This is a genomic window from Mesorhizobium sp. P160187 (assembly GCF_057766425.1).
Window position 1 is genome coordinate 1,423,906 of record NZ_JBYMDX010000004.1, and the last position, 15,398, is coordinate 1,439,303.

Annotated in this window: 13 protein-coding genes; 3 read left to right on the forward strand and 10 right to left on the reverse strand. The window is 63.9% G+C overall.

Features of this window, described 5'->3' with window-relative positions; all coding sequences use genetic code 11:
* Positions 1 to 107 precede the first annotated feature (107 nt).
* The 4 genes from AC3CCE_RS23885 to AC3CCE_RS23900 form a co-directional block, all read right to left on the reverse strand.
* The gene (locus tag AC3CCE_RS23885) at positions 108 to 1,385 is read right to left on the reverse strand and encodes an ABC transporter substrate-binding protein (protein ID WP_023685297.1); all 1,278 of its coding nucleotides are present in this window, start codon (positions 1,383 to 1,385) and stop codon (positions 108 to 110) included.
* Positions 1,386 to 1,411: 26 nt separating this feature from the next.
* Positions 1,412 to 2,608 carry a PLP-dependent transferase gene (locus tag AC3CCE_RS23890; protein WP_352626346.1) on the reverse strand — a complete coding sequence of 399 codons (1,197 nt, stop codon included), beginning with the start codon at positions 2,606 to 2,608 and terminating at the stop codon, positions 1,412 to 1,414.
* Positions 2,605 to 3,339 carry a FadR/GntR family transcriptional regulator gene (locus tag AC3CCE_RS23895; protein ID WP_023668124.1) on the reverse strand — a complete coding sequence of 245 codons (735 nt, stop codon included), beginning with the start codon at positions 3,337 to 3,339 and terminating at the stop codon, positions 2,605 to 2,607. Before AC3CCE_RS23895 ends, AC3CCE_RS23890 begins: the two co-directional genes overlap by 4 nt.
* Positions 3,340 to 3,460: 121 nt before the next feature.
* Positions 3,461 to 4,168 carry a DJ-1/PfpI family protein gene (locus AC3CCE_RS23900; RefSeq protein WP_023685299.1) on the reverse strand — a complete coding sequence of 236 codons (708 nt, stop codon included), beginning with the start codon at positions 4,166 to 4,168 and terminating at the stop codon, positions 3,461 to 3,463.
* 86 nt (positions 4,169 to 4,254) lie between these two features.
* On the opposite strand from AC3CCE_RS23900, the gene AC3CCE_RS23905 reads away from it, so the two are divergent.
* Positions 4,255 to 5,202, forward strand: a complete 948-nt coding sequence (locus AC3CCE_RS23905; RefSeq protein WP_023685300.1) for a GlxA family transcriptional regulator — start codon at positions 4,255 to 4,257, stop codon at positions 5,200 to 5,202.
* Between the two features lie 62 nt (positions 5,203 to 5,264).
* Here the strand turns inward: AC3CCE_RS23905 and AC3CCE_RS23910 are convergent, their stop codons facing one another.
* From AC3CCE_RS23910 to AC3CCE_RS23925, 4 genes are all read right to left on the reverse strand, one after another.
* The gene (locus tag AC3CCE_RS23910; RefSeq protein WP_023739508.1) at positions 5,265 to 6,044 is read right to left on the reverse strand and encodes an SDR family oxidoreductase; all 780 of its coding nucleotides are present in this window, start codon (positions 6,042 to 6,044) and stop codon (positions 5,265 to 5,267) included.
* Between the two features lie 25 nt (positions 6,045 to 6,069).
* The gene (araH, locus tag AC3CCE_RS23915) at positions 6,070 to 7,020 is read right to left on the reverse strand and encodes an L-arabinose ABC transporter permease AraH (protein WP_023815856.1); all 951 of its coding nucleotides are present in this window, start codon (positions 7,018 to 7,020) and stop codon (positions 6,070 to 6,072) included.
* Between the two features lie 11 nt (positions 7,021 to 7,031).
* Entirely contained in the window at positions 7,032 to 8,543 is a 1,512-nt protein-coding gene (araG, locus tag AC3CCE_RS23920; protein WP_352512525.1) for an L-arabinose ABC transporter ATP-binding protein AraG, read from the reverse strand.
* Positions 8,544 to 8,613: 70 nt separating this feature from the next.
* A complete protein-coding gene (locus tag AC3CCE_RS23925) occupies positions 8,614 to 9,603 on the reverse strand; it encodes an arabinose ABC transporter substrate-binding protein (protein ID WP_023668118.1) in 990 nt (329 codons plus the stop codon).
* Positions 9,604 to 9,848: 245 nt separating this feature from the next.
* On the opposite strand from AC3CCE_RS23925, the gene AC3CCE_RS23930 reads away from it, so the two are divergent.
* Together AC3CCE_RS23930 and dgoD are read left to right on the forward strand one after the other, a co-directional pair.
* Positions 9,849 to 10,538 (forward strand): FadR/GntR family transcriptional regulator, encoded by a 690-nt coding sequence (locus tag AC3CCE_RS23930; RefSeq protein ID WP_245266096.1) that lies wholly within the window; start codon positions 9,849 to 9,851, stop codon positions 10,536 to 10,538.
* Positions 10,539 to 10,545: 7 nt separating this feature from the next.
* A complete protein-coding gene (gene dgoD, locus AC3CCE_RS23935) occupies positions 10,546 to 11,694 on the forward strand; it encodes a galactonate dehydratase (protein WP_023685304.1) in 1,149 nt (382 codons plus the stop codon).
* Between the two features lie 239 nt (positions 11,695 to 11,933).
* On the opposite strand, the gene AC3CCE_RS23940 is transcribed toward dgoD, so the two are convergent.
* Positions 11,934 to 13,586, reverse strand: a complete 1,653-nt coding sequence (locus AC3CCE_RS23940) for an FAD-binding dehydrogenase (protein WP_023702125.1) — start codon at positions 13,584 to 13,586, stop codon at positions 11,934 to 11,936.
* Between the two features lie 49 nt (positions 13,587 to 13,635).
* A complete protein-coding gene (locus AC3CCE_RS23945) occupies positions 13,636 to 15,348 on the reverse strand; it encodes an aldehyde dehydrogenase family protein (RefSeq protein ID WP_352512523.1) in 1,713 nt (570 codons plus the stop codon).
* Positions 15,349 to 15,398 lie beyond the last annotated feature (50 nt).

A 15,398-nucleotide genomic window follows, 5' to 3' on the forward strand; every position in this document is an offset into this window, starting at 1 on the left:
CATCCGGGCCTGTGTGTGCATGTCGTTGTCCCAAAACCGCTACGCACTTTTGGGCGACATGCATTCGGGCCACCTTCTCCCCGTGAACGGGGGAGAAGGAAGAAGAACTACTTCTTGTTCTTGGCCAGCCAGTCCTGCTGTTCCTTGGTCAGGAACGCGGCCCACTGGTCGGCAACGTCCTTGGCCGACTTCTGGCCGAGCAGCACTTCCTGGAAATTCTTGATCGCCACCTGGTCGACGAAATTGCCGAGGTTCTCCAGATGTGTCGGCGGCGTCACCATTTCATATTTGGAAGTGTCGCTGAGCTCGGTGAACCAGCCCTTGAACTGCTCGGTCTTGAAATGGGCGTCCTGGTCGGCGCCGTTGTGGATCGGCACGACGCCGACTTCCTTGGCCCATTCCAGATTGTCCTTGGGCGAGAGCAGCGTCGCCATCAGCTTCCAGGCATCGTCCTTGTGCTGCGAATTGGCGAACATCGCCCAGCCGGCATAGCCCAGCGTCGGATAGGACTTGCCGCTCGGTCCCACAGGCAGCGGTGCCACGGCAAAATCGTCGGCGCTCATCTTGTCGGCGATGCCGATCAGCGCATCCGGATCCTGGTTGAGCATGGCGCAGGTGCCGGAATAGAAGCCGGTGACGGTCTCGTTGAAGCCCCAGCTCACCGCATCCTTGGGCGCCAGCCCGTCCTTGTACATGTCGGCCAGCATCTGCAGGCCCTTGACCGAGCCCTCCTCGTTGATGGTCGAGGTGCCGTCCTCGTTGAAGTAGCCGCCCTTGCCAGCGGCGATGTTCATGAACATGTGCATGCCGTTGAAGGCGCCCGGCCCACCGCGCAGGCAATAGCCGTACTTGCCTGGAATGGCGGAGATCTTCTTGGAGTCGGCGATGAAGTCGTCGAGTGTCGCCGGCGGGCCGTCGAGACCGGCCTCCTTGAACAACTTCTTGTTCCAGAACAGCGCATTCACATAGTAGCCGTACGGGATCATGAACTGGGTGTTGTTGACGGTCGAGCCGAATTGCTTGGCGCGGTCGCCCAGCGTCTTGGCGTCGTCCCATTTGGCCATGTAAGGGCCGAGATCCTCGAGCTGTCCGTTGGTGGCGTACAGGCCCATCCAGCGCTCCGGCATCTCGACGATGTCGGGCGTATCGCCGGCCTGCACCATGGTGAGGAACTTCTCGAACGCCTGGCCCCAGGGCAGCGAGACCACCTCGACCTTGACGCCGGCATTGGCGGCCTCGAACTCGGCGATCTGCTTCTTCAGGAATTCGGTGCGCTGCGGGCTGGTGATGACCTCGACCAGCTTGAGGGTGGTGTCGGCCAATGCGCCGCTGGCGGACATCGCCAGGCCGGCAGCGGTGGCAAGCATGATGCTCAGTCGTTTCATGTTCAGAACTCCCATTTTGAACCCAGTCATTTTTTTGCTTTGTCGAAGGCCTGGCCGATGTCGGCCCAGAGGTCTTCGACGCTTTCCAATCCGACATTGAAGCGGATGGTTCGGGGGCTGACGCCGAAGCGCGCCATCGAATTGAGACCCGGTGTCTGCTCGAGCGAGGCCTTTGCCGGCAAGACGAGGCTTTCATGACCGCCCCAGCTGACGCCGATGCGGAAAAATTTCAGCGCATCGACGAAAGCGGGAATGTCGACATCCTCCGTCACCTCGAAGGAGAACAGCCCGGCATAGCCGGCAAGCGTCTTCTTGCCGGGATGGTTGGAATAGGCGGGATGATTGACCCGCTCGACCTTGTCATGCGCCTTCAAGCGCTCGGCGATGATGAGCCCGCTCTTCATGTGATGCGGCAGTCTCAGCGGCAGCGTGCGCAGGCCGCGCAACAGCAGCCAGCCCTCGAAGGGCGACAGCTTTGCGCCGAGCTGCGAATAGGTCTGGTCGTTGATATGCTTGATGTGAGCGGCCGAGCCGGCCACCACGCCGGCGACGGTGTCGCTGTGACCGCCGAGATATTTCGAGGCGGAATGCAGCACCAGATCGACGCCGTGCAGGATCGGCTTCTGGAACACCGGCGTCGCCCAGGAATTGTCGATGGTGGTGACGATGCCCTGCTCTTTCGCCAGCCGCGTCAGATGTTCGAGATCCTGCAGCTCGAACGTCATCGAGGTCGGGCTTTCCAGGTAGAGCAGTTTGGCGCCGGGAAGAGCCGCGGCCACCGCATCCGGATCGGAGCCGTCGACATAGTCGACCTTGATGTGCAGGCGCGGGAACAACCGCTCGAACAGTCGGTAGGCGTCACCATAGCAGTTGCGCACCGCAACGATGCGCTCGCCGGCGCCGACAAAGGCAAGCAATGTCGCGCTGATCGCCGCCATGCCGCTGGAGAATCCGCGCGCGGCTTCCGCACCTTCGAGCGCTGCGACGCGTGACTCGAATTCCATCACCGTCGGGTTGTCGCCGCGCGAATAGATCGGCTGCTTCCTGCGCCCGGCAAAGGTGTCGGCCATGTCGGCATAGCTGGCGAAGGTGAACAGCGAGGTCTGGTAGATCGGCGGCACCACCGCATTGCCAGGGAACGGGTCGTCATGCGCCAGAAGCGTCGCCGCCTCGGCGAGATAGTCGCTGCCGGAAATGCCTGGGTCGAAGCTGTGCTCGTTCATGTGCGGACCGAAAGTTTGAGGTTGGCGGCGCCGCGCTTCAAATCGTCCTCGACCGTGGCGATCAGCTTCAGCGCTTCGGCCCGGGCGCCTTCCGGATCGTGCGCGGCGATGCAGTCGAACATGGTGCGGTGGTAGGGAAAGCTTGCGTGGCCGAAATCGCGCACGCCGAGCGGATGTTCCCAGAAGCGGTGGAACAGTTCGTGCATGGCGGCGATAATCTGCTCGAACAGCGGATTGCCGCAGGCGCGGTAGATCGCCTGATGGAATTCCCAGTCCTCTTCCGACGACATGCCGGCGCGGCTGAGAAACTCTTCCTCCATGATGTCGAGCTTGCGCTCGATCTCGGCGAGGTCGTCCTTGTCGGCACGAATGGCGCAAAGGGCGGCGGCTTCCGCTTCCAGCGCGCGGCGGATTTCCAGCGTGCGCATCAGGCCGGTGAAATCATTGCCGCCGGCAAGCGTCAGCGGCATGTGCAGCATGTCGAGCGAGACGGCGGCCTTGAGATAGGTGCCCGAGCCCTGCCGGCGCTCGACCAGGCCAAGCCCTTCCCAGCGCGTCAGCGCCTCGCGCACCGTGTTGCGGCTGACCTTCAGACGCTCAGCGAGGATGCGTTCGGTCGGCAGCCTCTCACCGGGTTCCAGCTTCTCGCGCATGACGAAGCCGGCCAACGCCTTCAGCACCGCGTCGTCGCGGGCCGTCGTCTGGATCGGCGGAAGGCTGAATTCGGTCACCGGGGCTATTACCGAAGTGGTTCAATGGTCCAACCAATTTCTGCACAGACGAAGGGACCTGTCAACAGTGGAAACGCAGCGAGGCCGAAGGGCCAGGGGATGCACCTTCGGCCTTGCTGCTTCAGCCGTGGATGCGCGCCGGCGCAGCGGCGGCGCGAGCCTCGCGCCAGCGAGCGAAGATTGCCTCGCGAACCCGCCTCGAACCAGAGAGGCGCTTTTTTGCCTGCGCCAGCACCGCAGGCGACGCCTCGGCGGGCGTGCCGGACCGAAAGGGAGGAGCCGGGGCGTATTCGAGCGAGAGCTGCACGATCTCGGCCTCCTCCTGTCCAAGCAGCCTCGCAACCAGCGCCAGGCCGAAGTCGATCCCCGAAGTGACGCCGCCGGCGGTGATGAGCTTGCCGTCTTCGACGATACGCTCGTCGACCGGGATCGCTCCGAACTCCTCAAGGAAAGCATGCGCATACCAGTGCGTGGTCGCGCGCTTGCCCCTCAGCAGTCCGGCCGCCCCAAGCACCAGGGCACCGCTGCAAACGGAGGTGATGTAGCGCACCTGCCCCGCGCGCTCCCACACGAAATCGAGGACTGTCTGGTCCTCCAGCAGCGCGTTGACCCCGCCCCCGCCAGGAATGCACAGCACGTCGAGGGGCCGGCAATCGTCAAAGGTCGCGGTTGGCGTCAGCGAGAGGCGCGTCGATGACGTCACCGGGTTGCGATCCTTCCAGATCAGTTCCACCTCGGCATCCTTGGCCGATGCCAGGACTTCGTATGGGCCGGTGAGGTCGAGTTGTTGGACGTCGGGGAATACGAGGATGCCGAAACGAAGGGGCATGGAAATCTCCGTGGGTTGACTTCCGGCAATCTACGGCATCATGGTTTGGCACGATTGCCATTCATCCCTCGCTTCGGGCCAAACCAATGCGCCGTATCGAAGTACTTGCCTATCCCGACATCCAGCTCCTCGACGTCAGCGGACCGCTGCAGGTCTTTGCCAGCGCCAATGATTTCAAAAGGCAGGCCGGCGAACCGGCTCCTTACGAGGTCGTGGTCGTCGCCGCCTCACCGCGCATCCGGACATCGGCCGGTCTCGTGCTGGAGGCAGCAGTGCTGCCAACCCACGGAGGTAAGATCGACACGCTGCTTGTCCCCGGAGGATGGGGCGTCAACGCGGCCTGCGACGATCCCGTGCTGGTCCAGTGGATCGCCGGTCGCTCGCGCGATGCCACCCGAACCGCTTCCGTCTGCAGCGGCGCCATGCTGCTGGCGACGGCTGGCCTGCTCGACGGCCGCCGCGCGGTGACCCATTGGGGACGCTGCGCGGAGTTCGCCCGGCGCTTTCCCGCGGTCCGACTCGAACCCGATCCGATCTTCATCCGCGACGGCAATGTCTGGACATCCGCCGGCGTAACGGCGGGGATCGATCTCGCCCTCTCCCTCGTCGAGGCCGACCTTGGCCGGCACACGGCGCTCGGCGTGGCGCGCGAGTTGGTGGTCTTCCTGAAACGTCCCGGTGGCCAGGCGCAATTCAGCCAGACCCTCAAGCTGCAGCAAGGCGACGGGCGCTTCGACCGGCTGCATGGCTGGATCCTCGAAAATCTGGCCGGTGACCTGTCGCTCACGCAGTTGGCCGACCACGCCAATATGAGCCCGCGCAGCTTCTCGCGGCGCTATCGCGAGGCCACCGGCCGGACACCTGCCCGCGCGATCGAGGAGATCCGGATCGAGGCGGCGCGGCGGATGCTGGAGCGGGGCCAGCCCGTCAACCAGACGGCCCGCCGCTGCGGTTTCGGCTCGGAAGAAACCATGCGGCGCGGCTTTCTGCGCGTGCTGGGCACCAATCCGCGCGCCTATCGCGAGCGTTTCTGATCGCGACTGCTTGCTCCATTAGGCCGGCGGTCGATGCGGTAGAAATAGAGCCTCTCCAGCGTTCAGGCGGGATGCTGTAGCTGGCTGAGGCCGCCATCGACGACGAGGGTCGCCGCGTTCATGAACGGGCACTCCTCAGAAATCATGAACACAGCGGCCAGCGCGATCTCGCGCGCCGAGGCGATGCGGCCGCCGGGATGCAGCGCCAGCGTCTTGGCGCGCGCCGCAACCGGATCGGCAAAACTGTTCCAATAGTCGGTCGCCTTCTGCGTCTCGACATAACCGGGCGCCAGCGCGTTCACGCGCACGCCCTGCCCGGCATATTCCAGCGCCAGCGACTTGGTCAGCCCAAGCAGCGCGTGCTTGGCCACGGGATAGGGGAAGGTATGAGGGATGATGGTGAAGCTGTGCGTCGAGGCGATGTTGAGGATCGCGCCACCGCCATTTGCGATCATTGCCGGCAGCACCGCCTTGGCGCAGTTCCAGGCGCCTTTGACGTTGACATCGAAATTGCGATTCCACTCCTCCTCGGTCGCCTCGAGCGGCGTCGAGAACACATTCATCCCGGCATTGTTGATCAGCGCGTTGATCGGCCCGATCGCGTCGGTCGCCCGGCTGACGGCAGCGGCAATCGCGGCCCCGTCGCTGATGTCGGCTGCGGTATGTCCGACATGGCCCTGCGGTGCGGCAAGGCCGGCGACCGTTTTGTCCAGCAGCGCGCCGTCGCGATCGACCAGGAACAGTTTTGCCCCTTCGGCCAGGCAGGCCTCGGCGATGGCAAGCCCGATGCCTTGCGCGGCGCCGGTGAGGAAGATGCGTTTGCCGGACAGGCGCTCAGCCATGGCTGTCACTCCACTGGAAGACGGATCAGCGCCGGCCCAGTGCCGACGAACGCAGATTGTCGAGCAAAACGGCAAGCAGCAGGATCACGCCGCGCACAATGTATTGGTAGAAGGCTGGGATGTTGAGCAGGTTCATGGCGTTTTCGGCGATGCCCATGATCAGCACGCCGACGATGACGCCCGACATGGTGGCGCGGCCGCCGGCAAGCGAGACGCCGCCGAGCACGCAGGCCGAGATGACCGATAGTTCAAGCCCCACCGCCGCATTGGGCTGGCCCGACGTGATGCGCGAGGCCAGAAGGATGCCGGCGATGCCGCAAACCACGCCTTGCAGCGCAAAGATCCAGATGCGCGTCCAGTCGACATTGACGCCGGCCAGGCGCGAAGCCTCCGGGTTACCGCCGATGGCCAGCGTGTTCTTGCCGAACACGGTACGATTGAGGACAAAACCGAAGATGCAGAACAGCACGGCCAGGACCCAGACCGGCGTCGGAATGCCGAACAGCTTCGACAGCGCCAGTTGGTAGAAATCCGGGCTGTTGATGCCGACGGCGCGGCCATCGGATGCGATCAGCGCAAGGCCGCGCACGATCTGCATGGTAGCAAGCGTCGTGATCAGCGCGTTGATGCGGAACTTGGCGATGACGACGCCGTTGATGAAGCCGACGAAGGCGCCGCAGGCGATTGCCGCAAGAAGCCCGAGGATGATCGATCCGGTATAGTTCGACGCCATCACCGCGACCATGCCGGCGAAAGCAACGATCGAACCGACCGAGAGGTCGAAGTCGCGCGCGGCGAGGCAGAACATCATCGTGCAGGCGACGATGCCGACGGTGACCACCGATTGCAGCAGGCCGAGCATGTTGCGGTCGGTCAGAAAATTCGGCACCAGCAGCGACACCAGCGCGAAGGCGACGATGAAGATCACGACGAGGCCCTGTTCGCCGAGCAGGATCTTCTTCAACTGATCGGTCATGGCAAAGATCCTCAGGATGCGATCGCGTCGGGGGTTTTCTGATCGGGAAGAGCGGCGGCCAGGATCGCTTTTTCGGCGAACTGGTCGCGCGCGAGTTCGGCGCTGATGCGCCCGCCGCACATCACCAGGATGCGGTCGCAAATGCCCATCACTTCCGGCAGTTCAGACGAGACGACGACGATCGCCATGCCGTCTTCGGCAAGCTGGTAGAGCAGTTCGTAGATTTCCGCTTTGGCGCCGACATCGATACCGCGTGTCGGCTCGTCGACGATAAGCACGCGCACGCCCTGCTCCGACAGCCAGCGGCCGAGAATGACCTTCTGCTGGTTGCCACCGGAGAGGTTGATGATGTCCTGCTTGCGCGACGGCGTGCGCACCTTGAGCTTCTTGATGAAGGTCTCGGCGGTGGCGATCTCGCTAGCGCGGTTCAAGATTCCGAAGCGTGTGTGATGACGCCGCGACGAGATGTTGATGTTCTCCTCGATCGAGCGGCCCTGGATGATGCCGTCATGCTTGCGGTCTTCCGAGCACAAAACGATCCCGGCGCGGATCGCGTCATGCGGATCGGTGGCATGCACGACCTTGCCATCAACGGTAATGGTGCCACCTGAGCGCGGGTCGGCGCCGAACACCAGCCGCATCAGTTCCGAGCGCCCCGCGCCGATCAGGCCGAAGAAGCCGACGATCTCGCCCGCCCTCGCCTCGAAGCTGGCGGGCGTCGTCAGTTTTACTCCGCAAACAGCGTCGACCTTCAGCCGGACATCGCCGGCCGGGCGTGGGCGAAACCCCCAGATATCGGAGATTTCGCGGCCGACCATTTCGGCGACGACCTGGTCGCGTGTGACGTTTTTCAGCGACGCATGGTGCGCCGCGAGCTTGCCGTCGCGCAGCACGGTCAGGCTGTCGCAGAGGCGGAACACTTCGTCCAGCCGGTGCGAGACATAGATGATGACCTTGCCCTCGCCGCGCAGGCGGTCGATCAGGGCAAACAGGATTTCGCTTTCGCGCGACGACAATGACGAGGTCGGCTCGTCCAGAGCGATGACGCGCGCGTCGAGCATGATCGCCTTGGCGATCTCGACCATCTGGCGCTCGCCGATCGACAGCGTCTTGACCTTGCGGCTGATATCGATGTCGATGCCGGCTGATTTCAGCTTGGCGCCAACATCGTCCAGCATCCTGGCACGGGCGATGATGCCGGCGTTGGCGGGGAAGCGGCCGAGGCTGAGGTTTTCGGCAACAGTGAGCTCAGGGACCAGCTGCAGTTCCTGGTGGATGACGATGACGCCATTGTCGAATGCATCCCTCGTCGATGAATAGGCCTGGACCTTGCCGTCGATGCTGATTGCGCCGTCATCGGCATGCTGGTCGCCCGACAGGATCTTGATCAGCGTGGATTTGCCGGCGCCGTTCTCGCCCATCAGGCCGTGCACGACGCCCTTGTCGACGCTGAACGAGACGCCGGACAGCGCCTTGACGCCCGGATAGGTCTTGGTGATTTCCGAGAAGTCGAGAAAGGACATGGGGCGCCTATCCTTTTGCCATGCCAAACAGGCGGCGACTGTGAGCCGCCGCCTGTTTGTACAGGGAGGATTATTCGATGCCGAGACCCTTGCGGACCGTCTGGTAGTCGTCGCGCTTGGCCAGCGCACCGGCGGTCAGGATGAGCTTCTCGGGTTCCTTGTTGTTGGCGACCCAGTCATACATGTTGAGCGCAGTCTCGTAGCCGTGACGCTTCGGCGAGATGATCACCGTGCCGACGAAGCCGGTGGCGGTCGGCTTCTTGAACTCGTTGATCGCCGAATCCGCGCCGCCAATGCCGACGCCGATCACGTTTTCGGCCGGGATGCCGACGCTTTCGGAAGCGCGCACGGCGCCGAGAACGGCTTCGTCGTTGAGGCCGAAGGAGACCCACTTCTTGATGTCGGCATGGGCGTTGAGTACCACCGTCGCCGCATTGAGCGCAGCCTCGGTATCGGTCTTGGCCTGAGGTGCGTCGAAGATGTTCTCGGCCTTGAAGCCGTTGGCCTTGAGCACCGAGATGGCGCCTTCGACCCGGTCGACGGCGGTCGGCAACTGATCATAGGAGACGCGGATGGCGCCAACCTCGTCGGCCTTCCAGCCGCGCGCCTTCATTTCGTCGACGATCGCCTGGCCGACGGCCTCGCCGATCTTGGTCGCCGAAATGCCCATATGCGGCACGTCTTCCAGCGCCTTGCCGTCTGCGCCGACCAGACGGTCGTCAACGGTCATCAGCTTGAGATTGTTGGCGGCGGCCTTGGCGACGATGCCGGGGCCGAGTTTCACATCAGGTGTGCAGACGATGAAGCCTTGCGCGCCCTGCGCGCCGAGATTGTCGATCGCCGACATCAGCTTCTCACCGTCCTCGGCGCCGATCTTGACCAGGGTAAAACCCTTCTCCTTGGCGGCCTGGTCGGCGAACTTCCATTCGTCCTGGAACCACGGCTCCTCGGGCTGTTTGACGATAAAACCTATCTTGGTGTCCTGAGCATATGCAGCGATGGTCGTGACGGACAGCACGGCAAGGGCGCCCGCGACGAGCGCGGTCTTCAGAAGTCGCATGATTACCTCCCAGCGATGGCCGGGCGCTCAGCCCGGATGCAAAGTCTCTAATTCTTTTTATCATACTCGTCAATTGATCTGGTATGATAATTGAGCTACATGCTCCGACCAGGGATCGCTGGCGCAAATCATCCGCATCCGGTAAGGCCGGGGACGCGAGATCAGTGGTTTCGCCGCCTTGGAGGAGGGCTGAGGTGACCGAAACTTCGAAGAAGGCATCAGGCGACACCCGCCGCCCGCGCGTCATGCCCGATGTGACCAAGGCGCTTGCCTCAGACATCTTTTCCGGACGCTATCCCGCCGGCTCGTCTCTGCCGACCGAAAACGAGCTCGGCGTCGAATATGGCGTCAGCCGCACCGTCATCCGCGAGGCGCTGAAGGTGCTGGCCGCCAAGGGGCTGGTGCTGTCGCGGCCGCGCATCGGCACGGTTGTATGTGAACAGGACAACTGGAACATCATCGACCCGCAGGTGCTGGCCTGGCACGCGCCGCATGTGCTGGACGACAAATTGTTCGACGCCATCCTCGAGACGCGCCGCGCCATCGAACCTCTGGTAGCTGAACTGGCGGCGACTCGTGCGACGCTGCAGGAGATCGCCGATCTCGAAGCCGCCTGGCGCGGCATGGCCAATGCCGGCGAGGATCTCGCCGCCTTCTCGCGCTCGGACATCACCTTCCACCAGATCGTCTATGCCGCGAGCCACAACCCGATCTTCCGCCAGATCGGCAATCTGATCGACACCGGGCTGAAATTCTCGCTTGAAGCAACGGCGACCATTTCGCTCGCTCGGCGCATGGAAGCAGTGGCGGCGCACCGCGAGGTGGTGGAGGCACTGCGCATGCGCGATGCCGCGGCGGCGCGTGCGGCGGCAGGCCGGATCCTCGACCTTGCGGCGCGCGACCTGGTCAGCGCCAAGAAACTCAAGAACAACTGAGACCAGCATGAAAATCATCTCGCTCACCACCTACATCGTCCCGCCGCGCTGGCTGTTCCTGAAGATCGAGACTGATGCCGGCGTCACCGGCTGGGGCGAGCCTGTGGTCGAAGGCCGTGCGCTGACGGTCGAGGCAGCGGTCAAGGAACTTGGCGATTATCTGATCGGCAAGGACCCGCGCCTGATCGAGGACCATTGGACGGTGATGCATCGCGGCGGCTTCTACCGCGGCGGGCCGATCCTGATGAGCGCCATTGCCGGCATCGACCAGGCGCTATGGGACATCAAGGGCAAGGCGCTCGGCGTGCCTGTGCACGAACTGCTCGGCGGCAAGCTGCGCGACAGCATCAAGGTCTATTCCTGGATCGGCGGCGACCGGCCGGCGGAAGTGGCTGATGGCGCCAGGGAAGTGGTGGCGCGCGGTTTTCAGGCGCTGAAGATGAATGGCACCGAGGAACTGCAGATCGTCGACAACCATGACAGAATAGATGCGGCTGTCGAACGAGTCGCCATGGTGCGCGAGGCCGTTGGGTCCAACATTGGCATCGCCGTCGATTTCCACGGCCGCGTCCACCGGCCGATGGCGCGCATGCTGGTCAAGGAGTTGGAACCCTACCGGCTGATGTTCATCGAGGAGCCGGTGCTGAGCGAAAATCGCGAGGCGCTGAAGGAGATCGCCGCCCTCGGCTCGACGCCGATCGCACTCGGCGAGAGGCTCTACAGCCGCTGGGATTTCAAATCGGTGTTCGAACAAGGCGCCGTCGACATCATCCAACCCGACCTCTCGCATGCCGGTGGCATCACCGAATGCCGCAAGATCGCGGCGATGGCCGAGGCCTATGATATTGCGGTCGCGCCGCACTGCCCGCTCGGCCCGATCGCGCTCGCCGCCTGCCTGCAGCTCGATGCCGTCAGCTACAACTGCTTCATCCAGGAACAGAGCCTCGGCATCCACTACAACGCCGCAAACGATTTGCTCGATTATGCCGCCAACAAGGACGTCTTTCGCTACGAGGATGGCTATGTCGCAATCCCCGATGGTCCCGGCCTCGGCGTCGAAATCGACGAGGACTACGTCAAGGAAAGGGCCAAGGAAGGCCACCGCTGGCGCAACCCGGTCTGGCGTCACAAGGACGGCTCCTTCGCCGAGTGGTAGCCCGGCCGACCTTGCGGCCAGGCCTTCAGGACCTCAAGCTCAATTTCGCGGTGGCGCCAGCGTAACGCAGGCCTCTGATGGGCCGCAGCGCCGAGCACCAGCGCATGGGAACCGTCGGCGCCGGCAAGCCGCAACTCGCTGACCGCCTGGGTTGCCGCAAGCGATCGAAAGCAGTCGCTATCCATGGAACATGGCGGATGTCCTGTTCTCATCGACCTTTTCTTGGCCCGCCAGCCGCGTCACCTGCCCGCGGCGTGCCGGCCTGCGTTCCTGCCGGAGAAGATGCAGCTGCCGAGAAATGTCCCTTCCAGCGCATTGTAGCCGTGATAGCCGCCGCCACCGCCGCCGGCCACCTCGCCTGCCGCATAGAGCCCGGCAATGGGTTCGCCATTGCCGTCGAGAACCTGCGAATTGAGATTGGTGTGCAGGCCGCCAAGCGTTTTGCGCGTCAGGATGTTGAGGCGCACCGCGATCAGCGGCCCGTGCCTGGGATCGAGTATCTTGTGCGGCTTGGTCACCCGGAAGATCTTGTCGCCAATGTAGTTGCGAGCGCCGCGGATGGCTGTGACCTGCGCATCCTTGGTATAGGCATGGTCGACCTCGCGATCGCGCGCCACGATCTGGGCGTTGAGCCGGTCGTAGTCGAGCAGATTGTCGCCTGACAGCGCGTTCATCCCGGCGACCAGGTCGGCCAGGTTGTCGCGGACGACGAAGTCCTCGCCCTTTTCCAGGAACGCCGCCACCGATGGCGGCGCCTTGCCGCCGCGCCGGTTCTTCAGCACGGCCCGAAAATCCTTGGCCGTAAAGTCGAGGTTTTGCTCCGAACCCGAGAGCACGAACTCCTTCGAAGCGATCGTCTTGGTCAGCACGAACCAGGAATAATCGTGTCCCGTCGACAGGATACGCTTCAAGGTGCCGAGCGAATCGAAGCTCGGGAAGAACGGCGCCTCCATGCGTTGTCCGAGAGCGTCGAACCATAGCGGCGACGGCGCAGACAGGATGCGGATGCCGTGGTTCGGCCAGATCGGATTCCAGTTCTTGATCCCCTCGACATAGTGCCACATGCGGTCGGCGTTGATGACGGCCCCGCCGGCGTCCTGGGTGATCGCCACCATGCGGCCGTCGACATGGTGCGGCACGCCGGCAACCATACGCTTCGGCGCCGGCCCCAGCCGCCCGACCGGCCAGACCTTGCGAACCAACTCATGATTGCCGCCGATGCCGCCGGAGGTGACGATCACGACACCGGCCGAAAGGTCGAAATCGCCGACGGCCGTGCGGCTCGACTGCTTGCCGCGCTCGACATCGGATGCCTCCAGGATTTCGCCCGCGACGCCGGTGACCGCGCCGTTGGTCTTGATCAGCCGGCTGACCTGATGACGGAATTTCAAAGTGATCAGCCCTTTGGCGACGTGCTCGCGCACGCGCCTTTCGAACGGCGCGACCACGCCCGGCCCAGTGCCCCATGTCAGGTGGAAGCGCGGCACTGAATTGCCGTGGCCATTGGCCAGCGCGCCGCCGCGCTCGGCCCAGCCGACCACCGGCCACCAGCGCATGCCCATGGCGTAGAGCCACGGCCGCATCTCGCCGGCGGCGAAATCGACATAGGCTTCCGCCACTTTCCTTGGCCAATGGTCCTCGGGCCGGTCGAACTGGGCAGAACCCAGCCAATCCTGCCAGGCGAGGTCGCGGCTGTCCTTGATGCGCAGGCGGCGCTGCTCGGGCGTGTTGACCAAAAACAGGCCGCCGAGCGACCAGAATGCCTGGCCGCCGAGAAAACCGCCACCCTCTTGCTCGACGATGATCACGCGCTTGCCGGCATCGCCGAGTTCCGCGGCTGCGGCCAGGCCGGCCAGCCCGCCGCCAACGATGATTGCGTCCGCGTCAGCCATTGTCGTAGCTCCTGTGCCGGCTTTTGTTTTCGAGATCGGATGCTCGTTGCTAGCCGCGCAGCGCGTTCCAGATGATGCGCGGCAGCTTCAGGAGGCTCGGCTGGTAGTTGAACTCGGTGATCAGGCGGCCGACCATGTGTGCCCTTTTGTGGGTCAGGAACCAGGCCGGCTTCGGCATGATGCGGAACGGCGCTTCGAGCACGCTGCGTTCCGGTCTGTCGAACAAATAGGTGTTGTGGACGACGCCGATGCCGCTCTGCACGTCGTCGAGCGTGTGGCCAGGGAAAGCACCCCAGGTCGGGCGCAGCAGCGCGAACAGAACGCCGCTCCAGGAATTGATGCCGATGCCGCCATAGCGCAGTTCGGCAATGATTTCCTCGAAGCGCTGCCGGCCGATCTCGGCGATCGTCCTGGGATGGATGAGGATGTTGGCGGCAAGCGTGCCGTGCAGCTTTTCATTGGCGTAGGCGACAGCGGCGCGCAGATAGGATTCCGCATTGCCCGCCGGCAGCCGCATGACGCTGAGCGCCGGCGCGAACACCTCGGCATTTTCGAGATAGGTATCCGTGCCCGGCCGGAACGGCACCACCACGCAGGCCGGCCCGCCGGGCCGCTCGAATTTCTGTACGCTGTCGGCATGCGCCTCGAAGGCGGCGAGGCGCTCGGTCGCGCCGGGATAATAGGCCGGGCGCGACGGGGCTTTCTGCATCACCTTTTCGAGGGCCGCCAGAAGCGCGTCGGATTTGTCCCAGCGTTCGGGCAACACGAGCATTTGGCAGGCGATACAGTTGAAACCGGAATTGTTGAGCTTCTGTGTGGCGATCAGTTCGGCATGGTAGGCGATGTCGGCATTCGACCATGGGCCGGGCACCACGATGGTCGGCGCCACGCCGCCAAGCTCAGAGGTGATACGCCGGCTGTTGCGCGGCGTGCCCGCCGCCTTGTTCTTGCGGCCCTCCTCGCCGGGACCCCAGACGATCGCGTCATGCGAGGCGGCGGCACCGGTGATGTGGATGTCGTCGACGAGATCGCGGTTGCACAGATACGCACCGACATCGGCGCCGCCGCGCACGATGCGCAGCGCGCCGAATTCGATCAGCGGCCGCAGCGCCGGCCGCAGGAAATCAACGAGGTAATCATTGACCGGGTTCATCTTGAGCAGGACGACCTGATGTTCGACGAGCAGCTTGTGCAGGCAGTCGAGCGGCGCGATCGAGGCGACGTTGCCGGCGCCGAGCACGAGGCCGATCTTGCCCTTGCGGCTGGTGCGCGGCGCGTCATAGGCCGAGGCGGTGTTTGCGGCGAGGTTCGCCTTGGTCACGCCGGGCTGCATCCAGATCTCGGCCTTCAGCCCGGTGAACAGCACCTTGTCCCAGAGCGAATTCGGAACCACCGTCACAGCCACCTGTCCGTTGGGCAAGGTGCGAACCGGCAGACTGTCAAGGAACTTCTTGCCCTCCATCAGGCTCAGCGTGTGGATGAACTGGTTGCAGCCATCCATCAGCGCCGCCGGGCCAGCCAGCCATTCCTCACCTTCCAGCGGCGAGCCGGTCGGGATGCCCTTCTTGCGCGTCGCGGTTTTGACCCACGCCTCGGCGACGTCGCGGATGTGATCCTTGACCTGCCGCAGCAAGGCGATCCGCTCGCCATTCGAGGTCTGCGCCCAGTCGTCCTTCCTGGCGTCGAGATCGGTGAGCGCGAGGTCGAGTTCGGCTGCCCATTCAGGCTGCACTGGCTGGGTTTTGACTGCCTTGGCAACCATCCTATCCTCCTCCACTTCGATCTCTTTGTTTGACGCAATTCCTGTGGGAA

What these genes read in the sequence shown, in the direction of transcription:
- AC3CCE_RS23945 (WP_352512523.1), bottom strand. Translation starts at nt 15,348, where the DNA reads ATGGTTGCCAAGGCAGTCAAAACCCAGCCAGTGCAGCCTGAATGGGCA.
- AC3CCE_RS23930 (WP_245266096.1), top strand. Translation starts at nt 9,849, where the DNA reads ATGCCCGATGTGACCAAGGCGCTTGCCTCAGACATCTTTTCCGGACGC.
- AC3CCE_RS23910 (WP_023739508.1), bottom strand. Translation starts at nt 6,044, where the DNA reads ATGGCTGAGCGCCTGTCCGGCAAACGCATCTTCCTCACCGGCGCCGCG.
- AC3CCE_RS23900 (WP_023685299.1), bottom strand. Translation starts at nt 4,168, where the DNA reads ATGCCCCTTCGTTTCGGCATCCTCGTATTCCCCGACGTCCAACAACTC.
- araG (WP_352512525.1), bottom strand. Translation starts at nt 8,543, where the DNA reads ATGTCCTTTCTCGACTTCTCGGAAATCACCAAGACCTATCCGGGCGTC.
- AC3CCE_RS23940 (WP_023702125.1), bottom strand. Translation starts at nt 13,586, where the DNA reads ATGGCTGACGCGGACGCAATCATCGTTGGCGGCGGGCTGGCCGGCCTG.
- AC3CCE_RS23905 (WP_023685300.1), top strand. Translation starts at nt 4,255, where the DNA reads ATGCGCCGTATCGAAGTACTTGCCTATCCCGACATCCAGCTCCTCGAC.
- AC3CCE_RS23890 (WP_352626346.1), bottom strand. Translation starts at nt 2,608, where the DNA reads ATGAACGAGCACAGCTTCGACCCAGGCATTTCCGGCAGCGACTATCTC.
- AC3CCE_RS23885 (WP_023685297.1), bottom strand. Translation starts at nt 1,385, where the DNA reads ATGAAACGACTGAGCATCATGCTTGCCACCGCTGCCGGCCTGGCGATG.
- AC3CCE_RS23925 (WP_023668118.1), bottom strand. Translation starts at nt 9,603, where the DNA reads ATGCGACTTCTGAAGACCGCGCTCGTCGCGGGCGCCCTTGCCGTGCTG.
- dgoD (WP_023685304.1), top strand. Translation starts at nt 10,546, where the DNA reads ATGAAAATCATCTCGCTCACCACCTACATCGTCCCGCCGCGCTGGCTG.
- araH (WP_023815856.1), bottom strand. Translation starts at nt 7,020, where the DNA reads ATGACCGATCAGTTGAAGAAGATCCTGCTCGGCGAACAGGGCCTCGTC.